Raw genomic sequence first — 14,831 nt, forward strand, 5'->3', positions numbered from 1 at the left:
ACCCGCTCCACGGATGCATGCCCTTGCATTGCCGTTCTCGTGCACGCAGGAAGAAGATGCGCGAAATGCAGATGAGGGGACGCACCAGCCGCGGGGAACGCGCTGCCCTTCTCCCCGCACGGGGGAGAAGGTGCGCGAAGCGTGGATGAGGGCAATAGAGGTCGGCGCACGCATCGGAGCCGGGTCGCCAGCCATCGTCAGCAACGCGCCTGCAGCGCCCGACAACCGTCACCCGGCTGTACGTTCCCACCACATTCGCCGCTGTACCGTCAGGGCCTGGATTTGGATGGAGATCACGATGCGAAAGCGTGTTTGCACCCTCATGCTCGCCCTGGCCAGTAGTCCGCTCCTGGCGCAGGAAGCCAGTTATGGCGCGCGGCTGGAAGGCTTCGACTACCCACATCCAGTCAAGACTTATGCATTCACCTCGCAACAGCAGCCGCTGGAAATGGCCTATCTGGATGTTGCGCCAACCGGCACACCCAATGGCCACACTGCGGTGCTGTTGCATGGCAAGAACTTCTGCGCCGCCACCTGGGAAGACAGCATCGCCGCGCTAAGCAAGGCCGGCTACCGCGTCATCGCGCCAGACCAGATCGGTTTCTGCAAGTCCAGCAAGCCGGCCGCCTATCAGTTTTCGTTCGCGCAACTGGCAGACAATACGCATGCGTTGTTGAAGACGCTCGGCATCGAACGTGCGGTGGTGGTCGGCCATTCGATGGGCGGCATGCTGGCCATTCGCTATGCGCTGATGTACCCGCAATCCACCGAGCATCTGGCGCTGGTGGACCCCATCGGGCTGGAAGACTGGAAGGCCGAAGGCGTCCCCTGGCGCAGCGTGGATGCGTGGTACGACAACGAGCTGAAGACCAGCTTCGAACGGATCAAGAAGTACCAGATGGACGTGTACTACGCCGGTCAATGGAAGCCGGCATTCGAACGCTGGGCGCGCATGCAGGCCGGTATGTCGCTGGGCAAGGGCAAGCAGGCCGTGGCGTGGAATCAGGCGTTGACCTACGACATGGTCTTCAACCAACCGGTGGTCTACGAGCTGCCCAAACTTGCGGTACCTACCACGCTGTTCATCGGCCTCAAGGACCGCACCGCCATCGGCAAGGACACCGCACCGACCGAGGTCAAGGCACGCGTGGGCGATTACACCAAGCTGGGCAAGCGCGCGGCAGCCGCGATTCCGAATGCGAAACTGATCGAGTTCGCCGATCTGGGCCATTCGCCACAGGTGCAGGACCCGGCCCGCTTCAATGCTGCGCTGTTGAAGGCGATCGCGCCGTAATGCTGTGGGTCTATGCGAGGGCAACGGTCGGTCGCCCTCGCATCTTCACCGCCGCCGGTCGAAACCGGCTGCAGCCAGCACCGATGGGCAGATCGCGCCGGCACGGCAGTTAGTTGTAAACACGCACGCGCCAACTTTCATCCATCACGCACCCATCTCCGGCATCCGATCATCTTGCGACCACGCCCAGATCGAACGAGCGGTCGCCTGCAACCCGCACATTCGAGGCTCCAAGGTGTCGGCACGCGCCGCGTTGATATCGCGCGCGCGCCGCAGCGCCGCAAGGCGCACGGCAACGCACCGGCGTCAGCTCGGTCGCGCCATCAGCCGGCCACGATCCGCAGCACGTCATCCAGCAACGCCGCTGCAGTCACCTCGGCGCCCGCGCCCGGGCCCTGGATCAGCAGCGGCTGCGCGCGATAGCGGTCACTGCTGATCGCCACGCGGTTGTCGGTCCCGGCACCGCCGGCCAGGGGGTGGTCCAGCGCCAGCTCACGCAATCCCACGCTTGCACCGTGTGCGTCCACACGGCCGACAAAGCGCAGGCAACGCCCTGCCGCACGCGCCTGTTGCCAACGCGCGCCCACCACCGCATCCAGCGCGCCCAACTGCGCATCCAGTTCAGCAAGCGGCGCCTTGGCAATGACGGCAGGCACCAGCGATTCCACATGCACCTGCTCGGCTTCCAGTTGCCACCCCGCGGCACGCGCCAGGATCAGCAGCTTGCGCCGCACATCCTCGCCAGAGAGATCGATGCGTGGATCCGGCTCGGTATAACCAGCCGCCATCGCTTCGCGCACGCAGGCGGAAAACGCGCCACTGCCGTCGTAGCGATGAAACAGCCACGCCAACGATCCGGACAACACGCCTTCGATCGAATGAATGCGATCCCCACCGGCAACCAAGGCGCGCACGCTGCTCAACACCGGTAGCCCGGCGCCCACAGTGGCGCTGTCGCCGTAATACGCGCCGCTGGCATGGCGGGCCGCATGCAGCGCCTGCGCACGCGACAACGCGGTGCCCTGGCCCAGTTTGTTGGCGGTGACCACATGCACACCGCGCTGCAACCACTCGACATGCCAATCGGCCACGACATCGCTGGCAGTCGCATCCACCAGTACATCGCCGGCACGCAGTGCGGTGGTTTCTGCCCAGGGCTGCAAGAGCGTTTGCCCGCGCGGCGCCGCATTGGCGTGCTGCAGGGCCTGCTCGGCGCTGACGCCACAATCCTGCGCAACACGCGAATTGGCCAGCCAATCGAAGCGCGGCAAGCGCAGTTGGCGCTGCTGCAGCGCGGTGTAGCGCGTCACGAACGCGCGCCCCACGGTGCCGGTCCCCAGCAAGGCCAGGCGCGGTGTGGGCGTCACTGCTGCGACCGGAGCGCGGCGCGAAACGGGCAGGACATTGCTCACGCGTCGACCTGTTTGCGGCTGGCGGTGGTCAGGGTCGCTTCGGCACGGGCCAGGCCGGCGCGCAGATCGATCAGCAGATCGTCGGCCGATTCGATCCCGATCGACAGGCGCAGCAAGCCATCGGAAATACCGGCTGCCGCACGCGCTTCGGCGGTCATTGCCGCGTGCGTCATCGAGGCAGGATGCGCGATCAGGCTTTCCACTCCGCCCAACGATTCGGCCAGGGTGAAGTAACGCAAGCCATCGACGAACGCACGCACGGCCGCTTCGCCGCCTTCCAGTTCGAAACTCATCATCGCCCCGAAGCCCTTCTGCTGACGCGCGGCCAGTGCATGGCCCGGATGCGAGGCCAGCCCCGGGAAATACACCCGATTCACCGCCGCATGCCCGTCCAGCAACGCAGCGATCGCATCAGCGTTTTCCTGATGCACGCGCAGCCGGGCATCCAGCGTGCGCAGACCGCGCAAGGTAAGGAAGGCATCGAACGGCGAGCCGGTCAGGCCCAACGCATTGGCCCACCACACCAGTTGCTGATGCAGTTGGGCATCGCGTGCCACCACCGCACCGCCCACCACATCGCTATGGCCGTTGATGTACTTGGTGGTGGAGTGCAGAACCAGATCGGCACCGAAATCCAGCGGCTTCTGCAGCGCCGGCGACAGGAACGTGTTGTCCACCACCGTCAATGCGCCGACCTTCCTTGCAGCTTCGATGACAAAGCGCAGATCGGTGATGCGCAGCAGCGGGTTGGACGGGGTTTCGATCAGCACCAGCTTGGGCGACTGCGCCAATGCGTCGGCCAGCGAACGCGGATCGGTCAGATCCGCGGTGATCAGCGCGAAGTGGCCTTTCTTGGCCAACGCATTGAACAGGCGCCAGCTGCCGCCGTACGCATCATGCGGCACCACCAGCGTATCGCCGGGTTGCAGCACCGCGTTGAGCACCAGATTGATCGCGCCCATGCCAGTGGAGGTGATCACGCCGCCCGCGCCGCCTTCCAGTTCGGCCAGCGCTTCGCCTAACAGGTCGCGGGTCGGATTGCCGCTGCGGGTGTAGTCGTACTGGCGCTTGTTGCCGAAACCATCGAACGAGAAATTCGACGACAGCACGATCGGCGGGGTCACTGCCCCGTAGGCGGTGTCGCGATCGATACCGGCACGCACGGCGGCGGTGGCAGCAGTACAGGGGGCGTCGGTGGGGTCACGAAAGCTCATGCGGTTTCTCCGGTGCTGCGAAGGGCGGTAGTGAGGATTGCGTCGATGCGATCGATTTCTTTCAGGAAGGCGTCGTGCCCATACGGCGAGCGCAACACGCGCAGGCTGCCGCGCGGGCCGAGGCCTTCGACCAGGCTGACCATGTCGGCCAGCGGCACCAGGCGGTCGCCCTCCACCGCCACCACCACGGTGGGCACGCGCACTTGCGCGGGGTCGATGCGATGCAGGTCGATCGATTCGGACAGGCGCAGATACGCGTTCACCGGCGTGCGCGCCACGTACTGCGCACCGGCGGCGTCCAGATAGTCCTCGGCGGCCACACGCACGCGGCCGTTGATGACCTCCGGCGGCGCATCGAAGCGCTCGCTGAATTCTTCCGGCGTGCGGTAGCTGAGCATGGCGAACTGACGCGCCAGCGCCAGGCCATGCTGCTCCGCGCACTGCAGCTGGCCCAGCGCCACCGCGCGGCGCTGCAGGGCACGCCAGGCCGCCGCATACGGATGCGCGCGGTGCGCGCCGCTCACCGCGACCAGGGTGCCGACACGGGCCGCATGGCGAATTGCAAATTGCAATCCCACCAGCGCACCGTAGGAATAGCCGACAAAGCCATGCAAGCGTCCGATGCCCAGCGCGTCCAGCAAGGCGGCAATCGCATCGGCCTGATCGGCGGTATCGATCGGCGCGTCCAGGTTGCCATCGGCACCGAGAAAGTCGAATGCCAGCAGGCGACGCGCGGCAGGATCCAGTGCGCGGCCATCGCCGACCAGCCCATCCACCCAGCCCTTTTCGGGGAACAGGTCGCTGGCGGCCAGATGGCGGTGCGCGGAAATGCCGCCGGCCACGAAAACCACCGGCGCATTGGCCGCGCCGATCAGTTCATAGCGCAGCCGCAGCTCGCGCATGCCGGCATGGCGCATCGGCAGGGCGATGACGCGTTCGCCGCGCACGGCAGTGATGCCGTCGTCGCTGCTGGCGGGGGTGTCAACGAAATCGTTGGTAGACGGCGATGCTGTGTTCACGAGGCTCATGGCGGTATCCAGGTGGATCGGCCATCGAGCTTCGCGGAGCTCGCGTTCGACGTGCGCAAGGCACGATTCGAACCATCTTTCGGCGGACGCGGAGGTCCCCGCAGGATTTGGCACCAAACGCGGACGCTTGCGCGCTCCGCTGGCTGCCCCGGCATCAAAGGGCCTGTCCCTCCGCCGGTCTCGATGGTGAGGCTAAGATGCCACCGGAATTTTGCGATGTCAATCTCTTCATACGGATGGAAAGATATATTTTCATCCGTTACCACTCGGGTCGATGCTGGGCCGCATACTTGCGCCCCCTTGCTCGAGTCGATGGCGTGCCCTACCACGTGTCTCGTACTGCCCTGCCCGCCCTGATCGCGGCATGCGTCCTGCTGCCGGCCTGGGTACCTGCGGCACACGCACAACAGCCTTGGCACTGGCCCGGCGCTGCAAAGCACTCGCCCCAGGCACCTGGCGCACAACCCGCGACGACAGCCACAGGCACTGGCGCCTCGCTGCAACTGGAATGGCAGGCACCGGTGTATCTGGCCTGGGTCACCAATCCACTGGCCGGGCCTGCGCAACTGCGCCTGAGCGCACCGCCCAGCGAGGATTACCGCGCCGTGCCGCAATTACCGCTGACGCTCGAGTTGGCCGCCCACGAGCGCCGCCTCGTGACCCGGCTGTATCCAGCCAGCAATCAGCGCACCCTGGGCGGTTTCGGCCTCACGCTCGAGGTGGTGCCGGGCGATCCGAGGGCCGCCCCGCAGCCTGTGCGCTATCAATTGCCATTCCACAACGTGCCGGTGCAGGTGGCGCAGGGCTTTGGCGGGCAGTTCAGCCACGCCGATCCGCCCAACTGGTATGCGGTGGACTTCGCCATGCCGCAGGGCACGCCGGTGCTGGCAGCGCGCGAGGGCGTGGTCATGGAAGTGCAGCGCGATGTCCTCGACAGCACCCCAAGCGACCCCGCCGCTGGCGGCGGCAACCTGGTGCGCGTCCTGCATGCCGACGGCAGCATGGCCCTGTACGCCCACTTGGCGCCCGACGGCGTGGCGGTGCGACCTGGCCAGGCGGTGCGCACCGGCGAACGGCTTGGCGCCTCAGGCAATACCGGCTTCAGCACCGCGCCGCATCTGCATTTTGCAATCCAGCGCAATGCCGACATGCAGTTGCTCTCGTTGCCGTTCCGCATGCTCGGCCCGCAGGGCGAGCTGCGGTTTCCCTCGCCGGCGCCCTGACCGGCGCAGGCTTGACCGACGTCCGCCGCCCAAATCGCCGAGCCCAACCCCTGCCGCAAAAGCGTGTCGCAGCGAAGCCGCTATAATCATCGGCTTCCTCAGTTTCCGCAGGCGTCCGACCGGGCGCGCGCCCCGCCCATGTCCGAAGTCTCCAACGAAGCCGCGCGCCGGCGCACCTTCGCCATCATTTCCCATCCAGATGCCGGCAAGACCACGCTGACCGAAAAGCTGTTGCTGTTCGGCGGCGCGATCCAGATGGCCGGCTCGGTGAAGGGCCGCAAGGCCGCACGCCATGCCACCTCGGACTGGATGGCGCTGGAAAAAGAGCGCGGCATCTCGGTGACCTCCTCGGTGATGCAGTTCCCGTACGAGGGCAAGATCGTCAACCTACTCGACACGCCCGGCCACGCCGACTTCGGCGAGGATACCTACCGCGTGCTCACCGCGGTGGACTCGGCGCTGATGGTCATCGACGTGGCCAAGGGCGTGGAAGAACGCACCATCAAACTGATGGAAGTCTGCCGGCTGCGCGACACGCCCATCATGACCTTCATCAACAAGCTCGATCGCGAGGGCAAGAACCCGATCGATCTGCTGGATGAAGTGGAAACCGTGCTCGGCATCCAGTGCGCACCGGTCACCTGGCCGATCGGCATGGGCCAGCGCCTCAAGGGCGTGGTGCACCTGATCTCCGGCGAAGTGCATCTGTACGAACAGGGGCGCAATTTCACCCGTCAGGATTCCACCATCTTCCCCTCGCTGGAGGCGCCCGGCCTGGTCGAAAAGATCGGCGAGCAGATGCTGGCCGAGCTGCGCGAGGAGCTGGAACTGGTGCAAGGTGCCAGCAACCCGTTCGATCTTGACGCGTACCGCGCCGGCCAGCAGACCCCGGTGTTCTTCGGTTCGGGCGTCAACAATTTCGGCGTGCAACCGTTGCTGGATTTCTTCGTCGAACACGCACCGCCGCCGCAGGCGCGCGAAACCACCGGCCGCCGCGTGGAGCCGACCGAAGCCAAATTGAGCGGCTTCGTGTTCAAGATTCAGGCCAACATGGATCCGCAGCATCGCGACCGCGTGGCCTTCATGCGCGTGTGCTCTGGCAAGTTCACTGCCGGCATGAAGACGCTGCATGTGCGCAGCGGCAAGGACGTCAAATTGGCCAATGCACTGACCTTCATGGCGTCCGATCGCGAGATCGCCGCAGAAGCGTGGCCGGGCGATGTCATCGGCATCCATAACCACGGCACCATTTCCATCGGCGATACCTTCACCGAAGGCGAATCGCTGTCGTTCACCGGCATTCCCAACTTCGCGCCGGAACTGTTCCGCCGCGCGCGCCTGCGCGATCCGCTCAAGCTCAAGCAATTGCAGAAGGGCCTGGCGCAGCTGTCCGAAGAAGGCGCCACGCAATTCTTCCGCCCGTTGATGAGCAACGACCTGATCCTGGGCGCGGTCGGTGTATTGCAGTTCGACGTGGTCGCGTACCGGCTCAAGGACGAATACGGCGTGGATGCGATCTTCGAGCCGGTGAGCGTCACCACTGCACGCTGGGTGCACTGCGACAATCCCAAGAAGCTGGAAGAATTTCGCGAAAAAAATGCCGGCAACCTGGGCATCGACGCGGCCGGCCAGCTGGTGTACCTGGCACCGACTCGCGTGAATCTGCAGCTGGCACAGGAACGCGCGCCGGATGTGCGCTTTTCGGCCACCCGCGAACATGCGCATGTCAAGGCGATCGATTGACCTGCACATGACCTGCGGCAAGCGTGCGGTACCGCTGGCGATGCGAATTGCTCGCAATTGCGGTACCTTTTTGGCATGAACGCAGACGCCTCCCCCTCGACCGACCTGCGCGACGAAATCGCCAGTGCCGTCACGCACGGCCTGGGTGCGGTTGCCGCACTGGCTGGTGGTTCGGTGCTGATCACGCTGGCCGCCATCTATGGCGATGGCTGGCAACTGGCCACCGCCATCGTGTTCAGTGCCACGCTGGTATTGCTCTACGTCGCCTCCACGCTGTTCCATGCCATTCCGCATCCGGGCGCCAAGGCGCGCCTGCAGGTGCTCGATCATTGCGCGATCTATCTGCTGATCGCCGGCACCTACACACCGTTTACGTTGATCAATCTGCGCGGCCCCTGGGGCTGGGGATTATTCGCCGCCATCTGGACGATCGCCGCCGCCGGGGTGATCTTCAAACTGTTTTTTACCGGTCGCTTTCGATTGCTCTCGACGGTGCTGTATCTGGCGATGGGCTGGCTGATCATCGTGGCCATCGAGCCGCTGCTGCGCTCTGTCGACACCTGGTCGCTGTGCTGGCTGCTGGCTGGCGGGCTCTTCTACACCTTGGGCACGTATTTCTATCAGCGCGACACCCAGCGTTACTTCCATGCCATCTGGCATCTGTTCGTGCTCGCCGGTAGCGCTTGCCACTTCGTTGCGGTGACCGCGCAGGTGATGTGATCTGTGACCGACAGCGCGTTCGCGCGCCGTGCACGAGCCATCGCCAACCATTGCGCACGTGAACAACGTGCCCTCCTCTCCCGCTCATTCGCCCGCCCGCGTCTCGCGCCGTCGCCGCTGGTGGATCGGGCTCGGCATCGTTGCTGTCCTCATAACGATCTTCGTCCTGCTGTTCGACTGGAACTGGTTACGCGGGCCGGTCGAACGCGCGGTCAGCGCGAAGACCGGGCGCGAATTTCATCTGGGCCATCTGGATGTCGATCTGGGCCGTATCACCACGGTACGCGGCGAGCGATTGAGCTTGGGCAATGCATCGTGGTCCAAGCGCGGCGCGATGGCAGAAATGAACGCGGCCGAGATCGATGTCGAATTCTGGCCATTGCTGCGCGGCAGTCTGCGGCTGCCGGAGATCCGGCTGGAGCACCCCACCCTGTTGCTGGAAGCCGGCAACGACAGCCATCCGGGTAACTGGGTCTTCGACCAGAGCGATGGCGACGGCAGCATGCCGCGCCTGGGCCGCCTGTTGGTGAACAACGGGCGGCTGCAATATATCGACGATGCCAGCCGCTCGGACGTGGATGTGGCGATCAACAGCCTGGCGCCGCCCAGCAGCGACCAGCGCGCTGCGCCGATCGGCATCGATGGCAAGGGTCGCTGGAAAGGCTACCCGTTCTCGCTCAAGGGCAATACCGCCTCGCCACTGGAATTGAGCCAGACCGAACACCCCTTCCGCATCGATCTGCGCGGCAGCGCCGGCGCCACGCGGACGCACGTGCGCGGCACCTTGACCAATCCGTTTCAGTTCCGGGTGTTCGACCTGCAGATGGCGCTCAGCGGGCAGGATATGGAAGACCTGTACCCGCTGATCGGCGTCGCGATGCCCTCCACGCCGCCTTACAAGCTGGACGGCCGCCTGCGCCGTGACGGCGATGTCTGGCGCTATGAAAAGTTCACCGGCACTGCCGGTGACAGCGATCTTTCCGGCACTGCAGAGATCGACCTGCGCAACAAGCGCCCGTTCCTGCGCGCAGACCTGGCGTCCAAGCGGCTGGATTTCGACGATCTGGCCGGGTTCGTCGGCGCGCCCCCAAAGACCGGAACCAACGAATCGGCAAACGCCGAGCAGAAAAGGCAGGCCGCGCAGCTTGCCGCCAGCCCTCGCGTTCTACCGGCAACGCCTTACGACTTGTCCAAGTTACGTGCGATGGATGCCCAGGTCCGTTGGCGTGCGCAGCGCATCAACGCGCCGTCCTGGCCACTGGACGACATGGATGCCGCGCTGACTTTGAAAGACGGCTTGCTGCGGTTGGACCCATTGAACTTCGGCGTTGCCGGCGGCGACATCCGCTCCACCATCGGCATGGATGCGCGCAATGCAGTCATCACCACCCAACTGAAGGCCAGCATTCGCGGCATTCGTCTGGATCAGCTGTTTCCCGATGCCGCGCTCGCCAAGCAGGCCTCGGGCGCGATCGGCGGCGAGCTGGATCTGCGGGGCCGCGGCAACTCCATCGCCGCGATGCTCGGCAGCGCCGATGGCAGCATCGGCGTCGGCATGGGCCGCGGCCATGTCGGCAACCTGATCATGGAGCTGGCCGGCCTGGACATCGCAGAATCGCTGAAATACCTGCTCACCAAGGACCGGCAGATCCCTGTGCGCTGCATCTTCGGCGACTTCGGCGTGCAGGACGGGCTGATGCAGTCGCGGGCACTGGCCTTCGATAGCACCGACACCATCATCGTCGGCGAAGGCAACATCAGCCTCAAGAACGAAACGCTCGATCTGCTGCTGCGCCCGCGCCCGAAAGATCGCAGCATCCTCAGCCTGCGCTCGCCGCTGCGGATCGGCGGCACCTTCAAGGACCCAAGCTTCCGCCCCGACTTCAAGGCGTTGGGCGTGCGCGGCGCGATCGCGGTCGCGCTCGGCAGCATCGCACCGCCCGCTGCCCTGCTTGCGACCTTCGAACCAGGCCCGGGCAAGGACAGCGATTGCGGCGGCAAGTACGCGCAGTAAGGCAGCGCAGCGTCAGCTGGCGATGTAACGCTGCAGCTGGTCGATATCCTGCCGCTGCGCTTCGATCACCGCCTTGACCAGGTCGCCGATCGAAATCACGCCTTGCACGCGGCCGTTTTCGACCACCGGCAGATGGCGAAAGCGTCCGTCGGTCATGAGTTGCATGCAGCGCTCCACCGTGTCCGACGGCGTCACTGTCACAACCTCGGCGCTCATGATCTCGGCGACGCTGGTCGTGGAAGACGCGCGATCGCGCAGTACCACCTTGCGTGCGTAATCGCGCTCGGAAACGATACCGACCAAGCGCGTCCCTTCCATCACCAGGACCGCGCCGATGGCCTTCTCGGCCATCAGGCGAATCGCCTCGATCACCGCGGCATCGGCGGCAACCGCAAATACCTCAACCTGCTTGGTCCCCAACAGCTGTCGTACGGTCTGCATGGCCCGCTCCGCGCTTGGTCTGGTGATCGCAGACTACTCCCACCGCGCCGCGGTGGGTATCGACCAGATACAGCGGGCGCTGCTTGGCCTCGTCGTACAGGCGGCCCAGGTATTCGCCAATCAGGCCCAGGGCAATCAGCTGAACGCCCCCCAGAAACAGGATCACCGACATCAGCGTCGGCCACCCGGCCACTGGGTCGCCCATCAGCGCAGCCTTGATGACGACCCACGCGCCGAACAGGAACGCCAGCACCGCGGTCAGCAGGCCCAGATATGTTGCCGCGCGCAGCGGCACCGTGGAAAAACTGGTAATGCCATCGAGCGCGAAATTCCACAGCCGCCATACCGTGAACTTGCTGTGCCCAGACAGACGCGGCTCACGCCGATACGGCAGCGCTACCTGGCGAAACCCGACCCAGCCGAAGAGCCCCTTCATGAAACGGTGGCGCTCGCGCAGCTGCTGCAAGGCTTGCACGACACGCGGCGACAGCAAGCGGAAATCGCCGGTATCGGCAGGAATCGGGGTACGCGACAAGCGCCGGATCACCCGATAAAACGCGTGCGCAGCGCTACGCTTGAGCCAACTCTCGCCCTCGCGAATGACCCGCGTACCGAAGATGTTGTCGTAGCCGCCACGCCATAGCGCAACGAATTCCGGGATCAGCTCCGGCGGATCCTGGCCATCGGCATCGAGCAACACCACCGCACCCGGGAGCACGTGGTCCAGTCCGGCAGAAATCGCCACTTCCTTGCCGAAATTGCGCGACAACCGCACCGCACTCACCTGCGCATCCGCTTCGGTCAGCGCATGCAACACCTCCCAGGTGCCATCGGTGCTGCCGTCGTCGACATACAGCACGTGCGTCTGAAGTCCGGGCAGCTGCGCCAACACCGCGCACAGGCGCGGATGCAGCAGCGGAATGCTGGTTTCTTCATTGAAGGCCGCGATGAGCACCGTCAGGCGTTCGGGTGCCGGCGGCAGTTGCGCAGTCTCGATCGTGCTCACCGTGATGGCCCCTGCAGATAGGCAGGGCCGCCCAACTGGCGCGCCTGCCGCTGGATCCACGTCGCACGCCGCTGCACGAATGCACCAGGACGACGCGCGTCATAGCGCCGTGGCGATGGCAACACCGCTGCCAGGCGTGCCGATTCGCTTGGCGACAAGCCTGCCGCATCCTTGCTCCAGAACTGCTGTGCAGCCGCCTGCGCGCCATACACCCCGTCGCCGAACTCGGCCACGTTGAGATACATCTCCAGGATGCGTTGCTTCGGCCAGAACAGCTCGATCAACACTGTGTACCAGGCTTCCAGACCCTTGCGCACCCAGCTGCGGCCCTGCCACAGGAACACATTCTTGGCGACCTGCTGACTGATGGTGCTGGCGCCGCGCACGCGTCCACCGCGGGCATTGTGATCGCGCGCCTTCTCGATCGCCTGCAAGTCAAAACCGTGGTGCATCGGAAACTGCTGATCCTCCGCAGCCACCACCGAAATCGGCAGGCTTGCGGCGATCTTGTCGTAATCACGCCACTGCTGATGCAGCGAAAAACGCCAGTCGCCCTCGCCCCAGGCTTCCAGGTAACGCCCCACCATCATGCTGCTGATCGGCGGATCGACCACCCGCAAGATCAGCACCTGCAGCACGCTCGCCGCTGCAAACAGCAGCGGTGCCGCCATCAGCCAGCGCAACCAGCGCCGCGCGCGCCGCGGTGGCGCCGCCTGCTTGCCATCCCATGCATCCGTCCCCATTGTTCGCTACGACCTTCAATCCCGATGCCTGCCGCATTATCCGGCAACCCGCGTCCCTTACGCCCGATGTTTCCATGACCGATCACGATCAGCTTTCCCGTTTCCTGCTGCCCGCCGCCGGCGTGCGCGGCGTCCATGTGCGCCTGACCAAGGCCTGGCACGACATCCAGGGTGCCGCCGCCTACCCACCCGCCGCGCGCCAGCTGCTCGGCGAAGCTGCGGTGGCCGCTGCACTGTTCACCGGCCACACCAAGGTCGACGGGCGCCTGTCGGTGCAACTGCGCGGCAACGACATCTTGCGCACCCTGTTTGCCGAATGCACCGCCGCCGGCACCTTGCGCGGCATCGTGCAGCTGGCCGAGGATGCGGATGCGCCGACCGACCTGCGCGAACTGGGCGAGGCCGCGCTGCTGGCGATCACCATCGAGAACCCCGGCCTGGACCCGCGCGAGCCGCAGCGCTACCAGAGTCTGGTCGGCATGCAGGCACCTGATCTGGCCGAAGCCTTCGAAACCTATTTCCAGCAGTCCGAGCAGTTGCCGACGCGCTTGCTGCTGGCCGCTGGCCCGGATCAGGCCGCCGGCCTGCTGCTGCAGAAGCTCCCCGGCGATGACGGCGATAACGATGGCTGGACCCGCATCGGGGCCCTGTTCGACACCCTGGGCGCACCGGAGCTGCTCTCGGTCGCCGGCCAGGACCTGCTGCATCGCCTGTTCCACGAAGAAGCGCCGCAGTTGCTCGGCAGCAAGCCACTCAGCTTCGGCTGCTCCTGTTCGCGCGAGCGGGTTGCCTCGATGCTGCAATCGCTGGGCGAAGAGGAGGCGCGCGCGGCCGCCGAGGCTACTGGCGAAGTCGAGGTGCGCTGCGAATTCTGCGGTCGTGAGTATCACTTTCCGTTGACCGCGCTGGACGTACTTTTCAACGCGGCGCAGCCCTCGCAGGAAGCGCCGGAAAGGTTGCAATAGATAGGATGACGGTTGCGTTCTGGGGGCACGCGACCACTTGTTAAATAATCATAAACACCCTAGCATCCTACTTGCCCGCTCTCGGGAACTTAACAACTGCCCCTGGGTCTGACCTCTGGTATGCGATACCTCCTGCGCCTCCCGCTAGCTTTGATGGTTGCCCTCGCGGCGGCCACAGGCGTGCATGCGCAGTCGGCGCAACAGTTGCGCGAAAGCACGATCCTGCCGGTGTGGAACAAGGGCAGCGGCAAGGTGGAAGCCTTTCTGTACCTGGAGCCGACCGGTGAGCAGAAAGCCGGTGCACGCTGGCATTTCGGCCGCAACTCGCTCGATGCGGCGTTTGGCCTGAGCTCCGGCGACTCGCTTGGCCTGCTCTGCAACAGCAGCCGCGGCACCAACATCAGCGGTCTTGCCAGCCACTGCCTGCTTGCAGGCATCGGCGATGACGAAGAAGACAGCGCGGCTGCCTCGCGCCGCGTGTCCGGCACGCTGGGCTTCAATCGCGGCACTGGCCGGGTGGGCGTCACTGCCGGCACTGGCCGCGACACCCTGCCCGCCTGGCTGATCGGTGCAGGCAAGGCCCCGCTGACGCGGGTCGAGCAAAACGACCTAACCGTCTTCGGGCAGAAGAACATCGGCCGCGAAGGCTTTGTTTCGATCGGCGGCACGTATGCTCGCGCACGCCTGGTCCCGCTGGCCGACGTGTCCCCGGCCATTGCCGACCAGTGGGACAGCAAGACCTTGAGCGTTGGCGGCGGCTACGGTGCCTTTAGCGCAAATGTCATTGGTCGCGTCGTCGATGTCCCGGGCCAGCCCGAAAAGTGGGAAGGCCTGGGCCTGGGCCTGACGTGGCGCACCCCCTGGAGCGGCCAACTCACCGTTGGCGCCGAGAACGTCATTTCCCGCGGCAAGAACCCGTTCGCACCGAGTAACGAGAGCAACAGCGACGGTACGGTTCCGTACGTCAGATACGAGCAGGACCTGTAACCCACTGATTCCATAGCAATTCTCATAACGCCATCGGCCCG

General features: G+C 65.2%; 13 protein-coding genes and 1 riboswitch. Of the genes, 7 read left to right on the top strand and 6 right to left on the bottom strand.

Annotation, left to right across the window (positions count from 1 at the left end):
* The first annotated feature begins 286 nt into the window (after positions 1-286).
* The gene (locus ACCQ07_RS15000) at positions 287-1,294 is read left to right on the top strand and encodes an alpha/beta fold hydrolase (RefSeq protein ID WP_372363422.1); all 1,008 of its coding nucleotides are present in this window, start codon (positions 287-289) and stop codon (positions 1,292-1,294) included.
* A 323-nt stretch (positions 1,295-1,617) separates the two neighbouring features.
* On the opposite strand, the gene ACCQ07_RS15005 is transcribed toward ACCQ07_RS15000, so the two are convergent.
* From ACCQ07_RS15005 to metX, 3 genes are read right to left on the bottom strand one after another with little or no spacing between them, the layout of a single operon-like run.
* Entirely contained in the window at positions 1,618-2,706 is a 1,089-nt protein-coding gene (locus ACCQ07_RS15005; protein WP_055026784.1) for a homoserine dehydrogenase family protein, read from the bottom strand.
* Positions 2,703-3,920: an O-succinylhomoserine (thiol)-lyase gene (locus tag ACCQ07_RS15010; protein ID WP_029819947.1), complete on the bottom strand. Its 1,218-nt coding sequence runs from the start codon at positions 3,918-3,920 to the stop codon at positions 2,703-2,705. The genes ACCQ07_RS15005 and ACCQ07_RS15010 overlap by 4 nt, the downstream gene beginning before the upstream one ends.
* Positions 3,917-4,948: a homoserine O-succinyltransferase MetX gene (metX, locus tag ACCQ07_RS15015; protein ID WP_011348198.1), complete on the bottom strand. Its 1,032-nt coding sequence runs from the start codon at positions 4,946-4,948 to the stop codon at positions 3,917-3,919. The genes ACCQ07_RS15010 and metX overlap by 4 nt, the downstream gene beginning before the upstream one ends.
* Positions 4,949-5,017: 69 nt before the next feature.
* Positions 5,018-5,138, bottom strand: a riboswitch (SAM riboswitch).
* A gap of 127 nt (positions 5,139-5,265) precedes the next feature.
* Between metX and ACCQ07_RS15020 the strand changes: the two genes are divergently transcribed.
* The 4 genes from ACCQ07_RS15020 (at position 5,266) to ACCQ07_RS15035 (ending at position 10,648) form a co-directional block, all read left to right on the top strand.
* Complete coding sequence (locus tag ACCQ07_RS15020; RefSeq protein WP_014090740.1) at positions 5,266-6,171, top strand: M23 family metallopeptidase; 906 nt, start codon at positions 5,266-5,268, stop codon at positions 6,169-6,171.
* A gap of 138 nt (positions 6,172-6,309) precedes the next feature.
* Complete coding sequence (locus ACCQ07_RS15025; protein ID WP_008572087.1) at positions 6,310-7,914, top strand: peptide chain release factor 3; 1,605 nt, start codon at positions 6,310-6,312, stop codon at positions 7,912-7,914.
* 75 nt (positions 7,915-7,989) lie between these two features.
* The gene (trhA, locus tag ACCQ07_RS15030) at positions 7,990-8,634 is read left to right on the top strand and encodes a PAQR family membrane homeostasis protein TrhA (RefSeq protein ID WP_008572085.1); all 645 of its coding nucleotides are present in this window, start codon (positions 7,990-7,992) and stop codon (positions 8,632-8,634) included.
* A gap of 58 nt (positions 8,635-8,692) precedes the next feature.
* On the top strand, positions 8,693-10,648 hold the full coding sequence (locus ACCQ07_RS15035) for an AsmA family protein (RefSeq protein WP_136732813.1): 1,956 nt from the start codon (positions 8,693-8,695) through the stop codon (positions 10,646-10,648).
* A gap of 12 nt (positions 10,649-10,660) precedes the next feature.
* Here ACCQ07_RS15035 and ACCQ07_RS15040 read toward each other — a convergent pair whose 3' ends face one another.
* The 3 genes from ACCQ07_RS15040 to mtgA are packed head-to-tail and all read right to left on the bottom strand — an operon-like array spanning position 10,661 to position 12,838.
* Positions 10,661-11,089, bottom strand: coding sequence for a CBS domain-containing protein (locus ACCQ07_RS15040; RefSeq protein WP_014090742.1), 429 nt, complete (start codon positions 11,087-11,089; stop codon positions 10,661-10,663).
* Entirely contained in the window at positions 11,049-12,095 is a 1,047-nt protein-coding gene (locus ACCQ07_RS15045) for a glycosyltransferase family 2 protein (RefSeq protein WP_008572082.1), read from the bottom strand. Before ACCQ07_RS15045 ends, ACCQ07_RS15040 begins: the two co-directional genes overlap by 41 nt.
* Positions 12,092-12,838: a monofunctional biosynthetic peptidoglycan transglycosylase gene (gene mtgA, locus ACCQ07_RS15050; RefSeq protein WP_008572081.1), complete on the bottom strand. Its 747-nt coding sequence runs from the start codon at positions 12,836-12,838 to the stop codon at positions 12,092-12,094. Before mtgA ends, ACCQ07_RS15045 begins: the two co-directional genes overlap by 4 nt.
* 74 nt (positions 12,839-12,912) lie before the next feature.
* On the opposite strand from mtgA, the gene hslO reads away from it, so the two are divergent.
* Complete coding sequence (hslO, locus tag ACCQ07_RS15055) at positions 12,913-13,803, top strand: Hsp33 family molecular chaperone HslO (RefSeq protein WP_372363423.1); 891 nt, start codon at positions 12,913-12,915, stop codon at positions 13,801-13,803.
* 153 nt (positions 13,804-13,956) lie between these two features.
* A complete protein-coding gene (locus tag ACCQ07_RS15060; RefSeq protein WP_029819951.1) occupies positions 13,957-14,790 on the top strand; it encodes an XOO1806 family protein in 834 nt (277 codons plus the stop codon).
* Positions 14,791-14,831 lie beyond the last annotated feature (41 nt).

Origin of the sequence: Xanthomonas sp. NCPPB 3583 (genome assembly GCF_041475715.2) — a bacterium.
GTDB classification, from domain to species: Bacteria; Pseudomonadota; Gammaproteobacteria; order Xanthomonadales; family Xanthomonadaceae; genus Xanthomonas; species Xanthomonas euvesicatoria.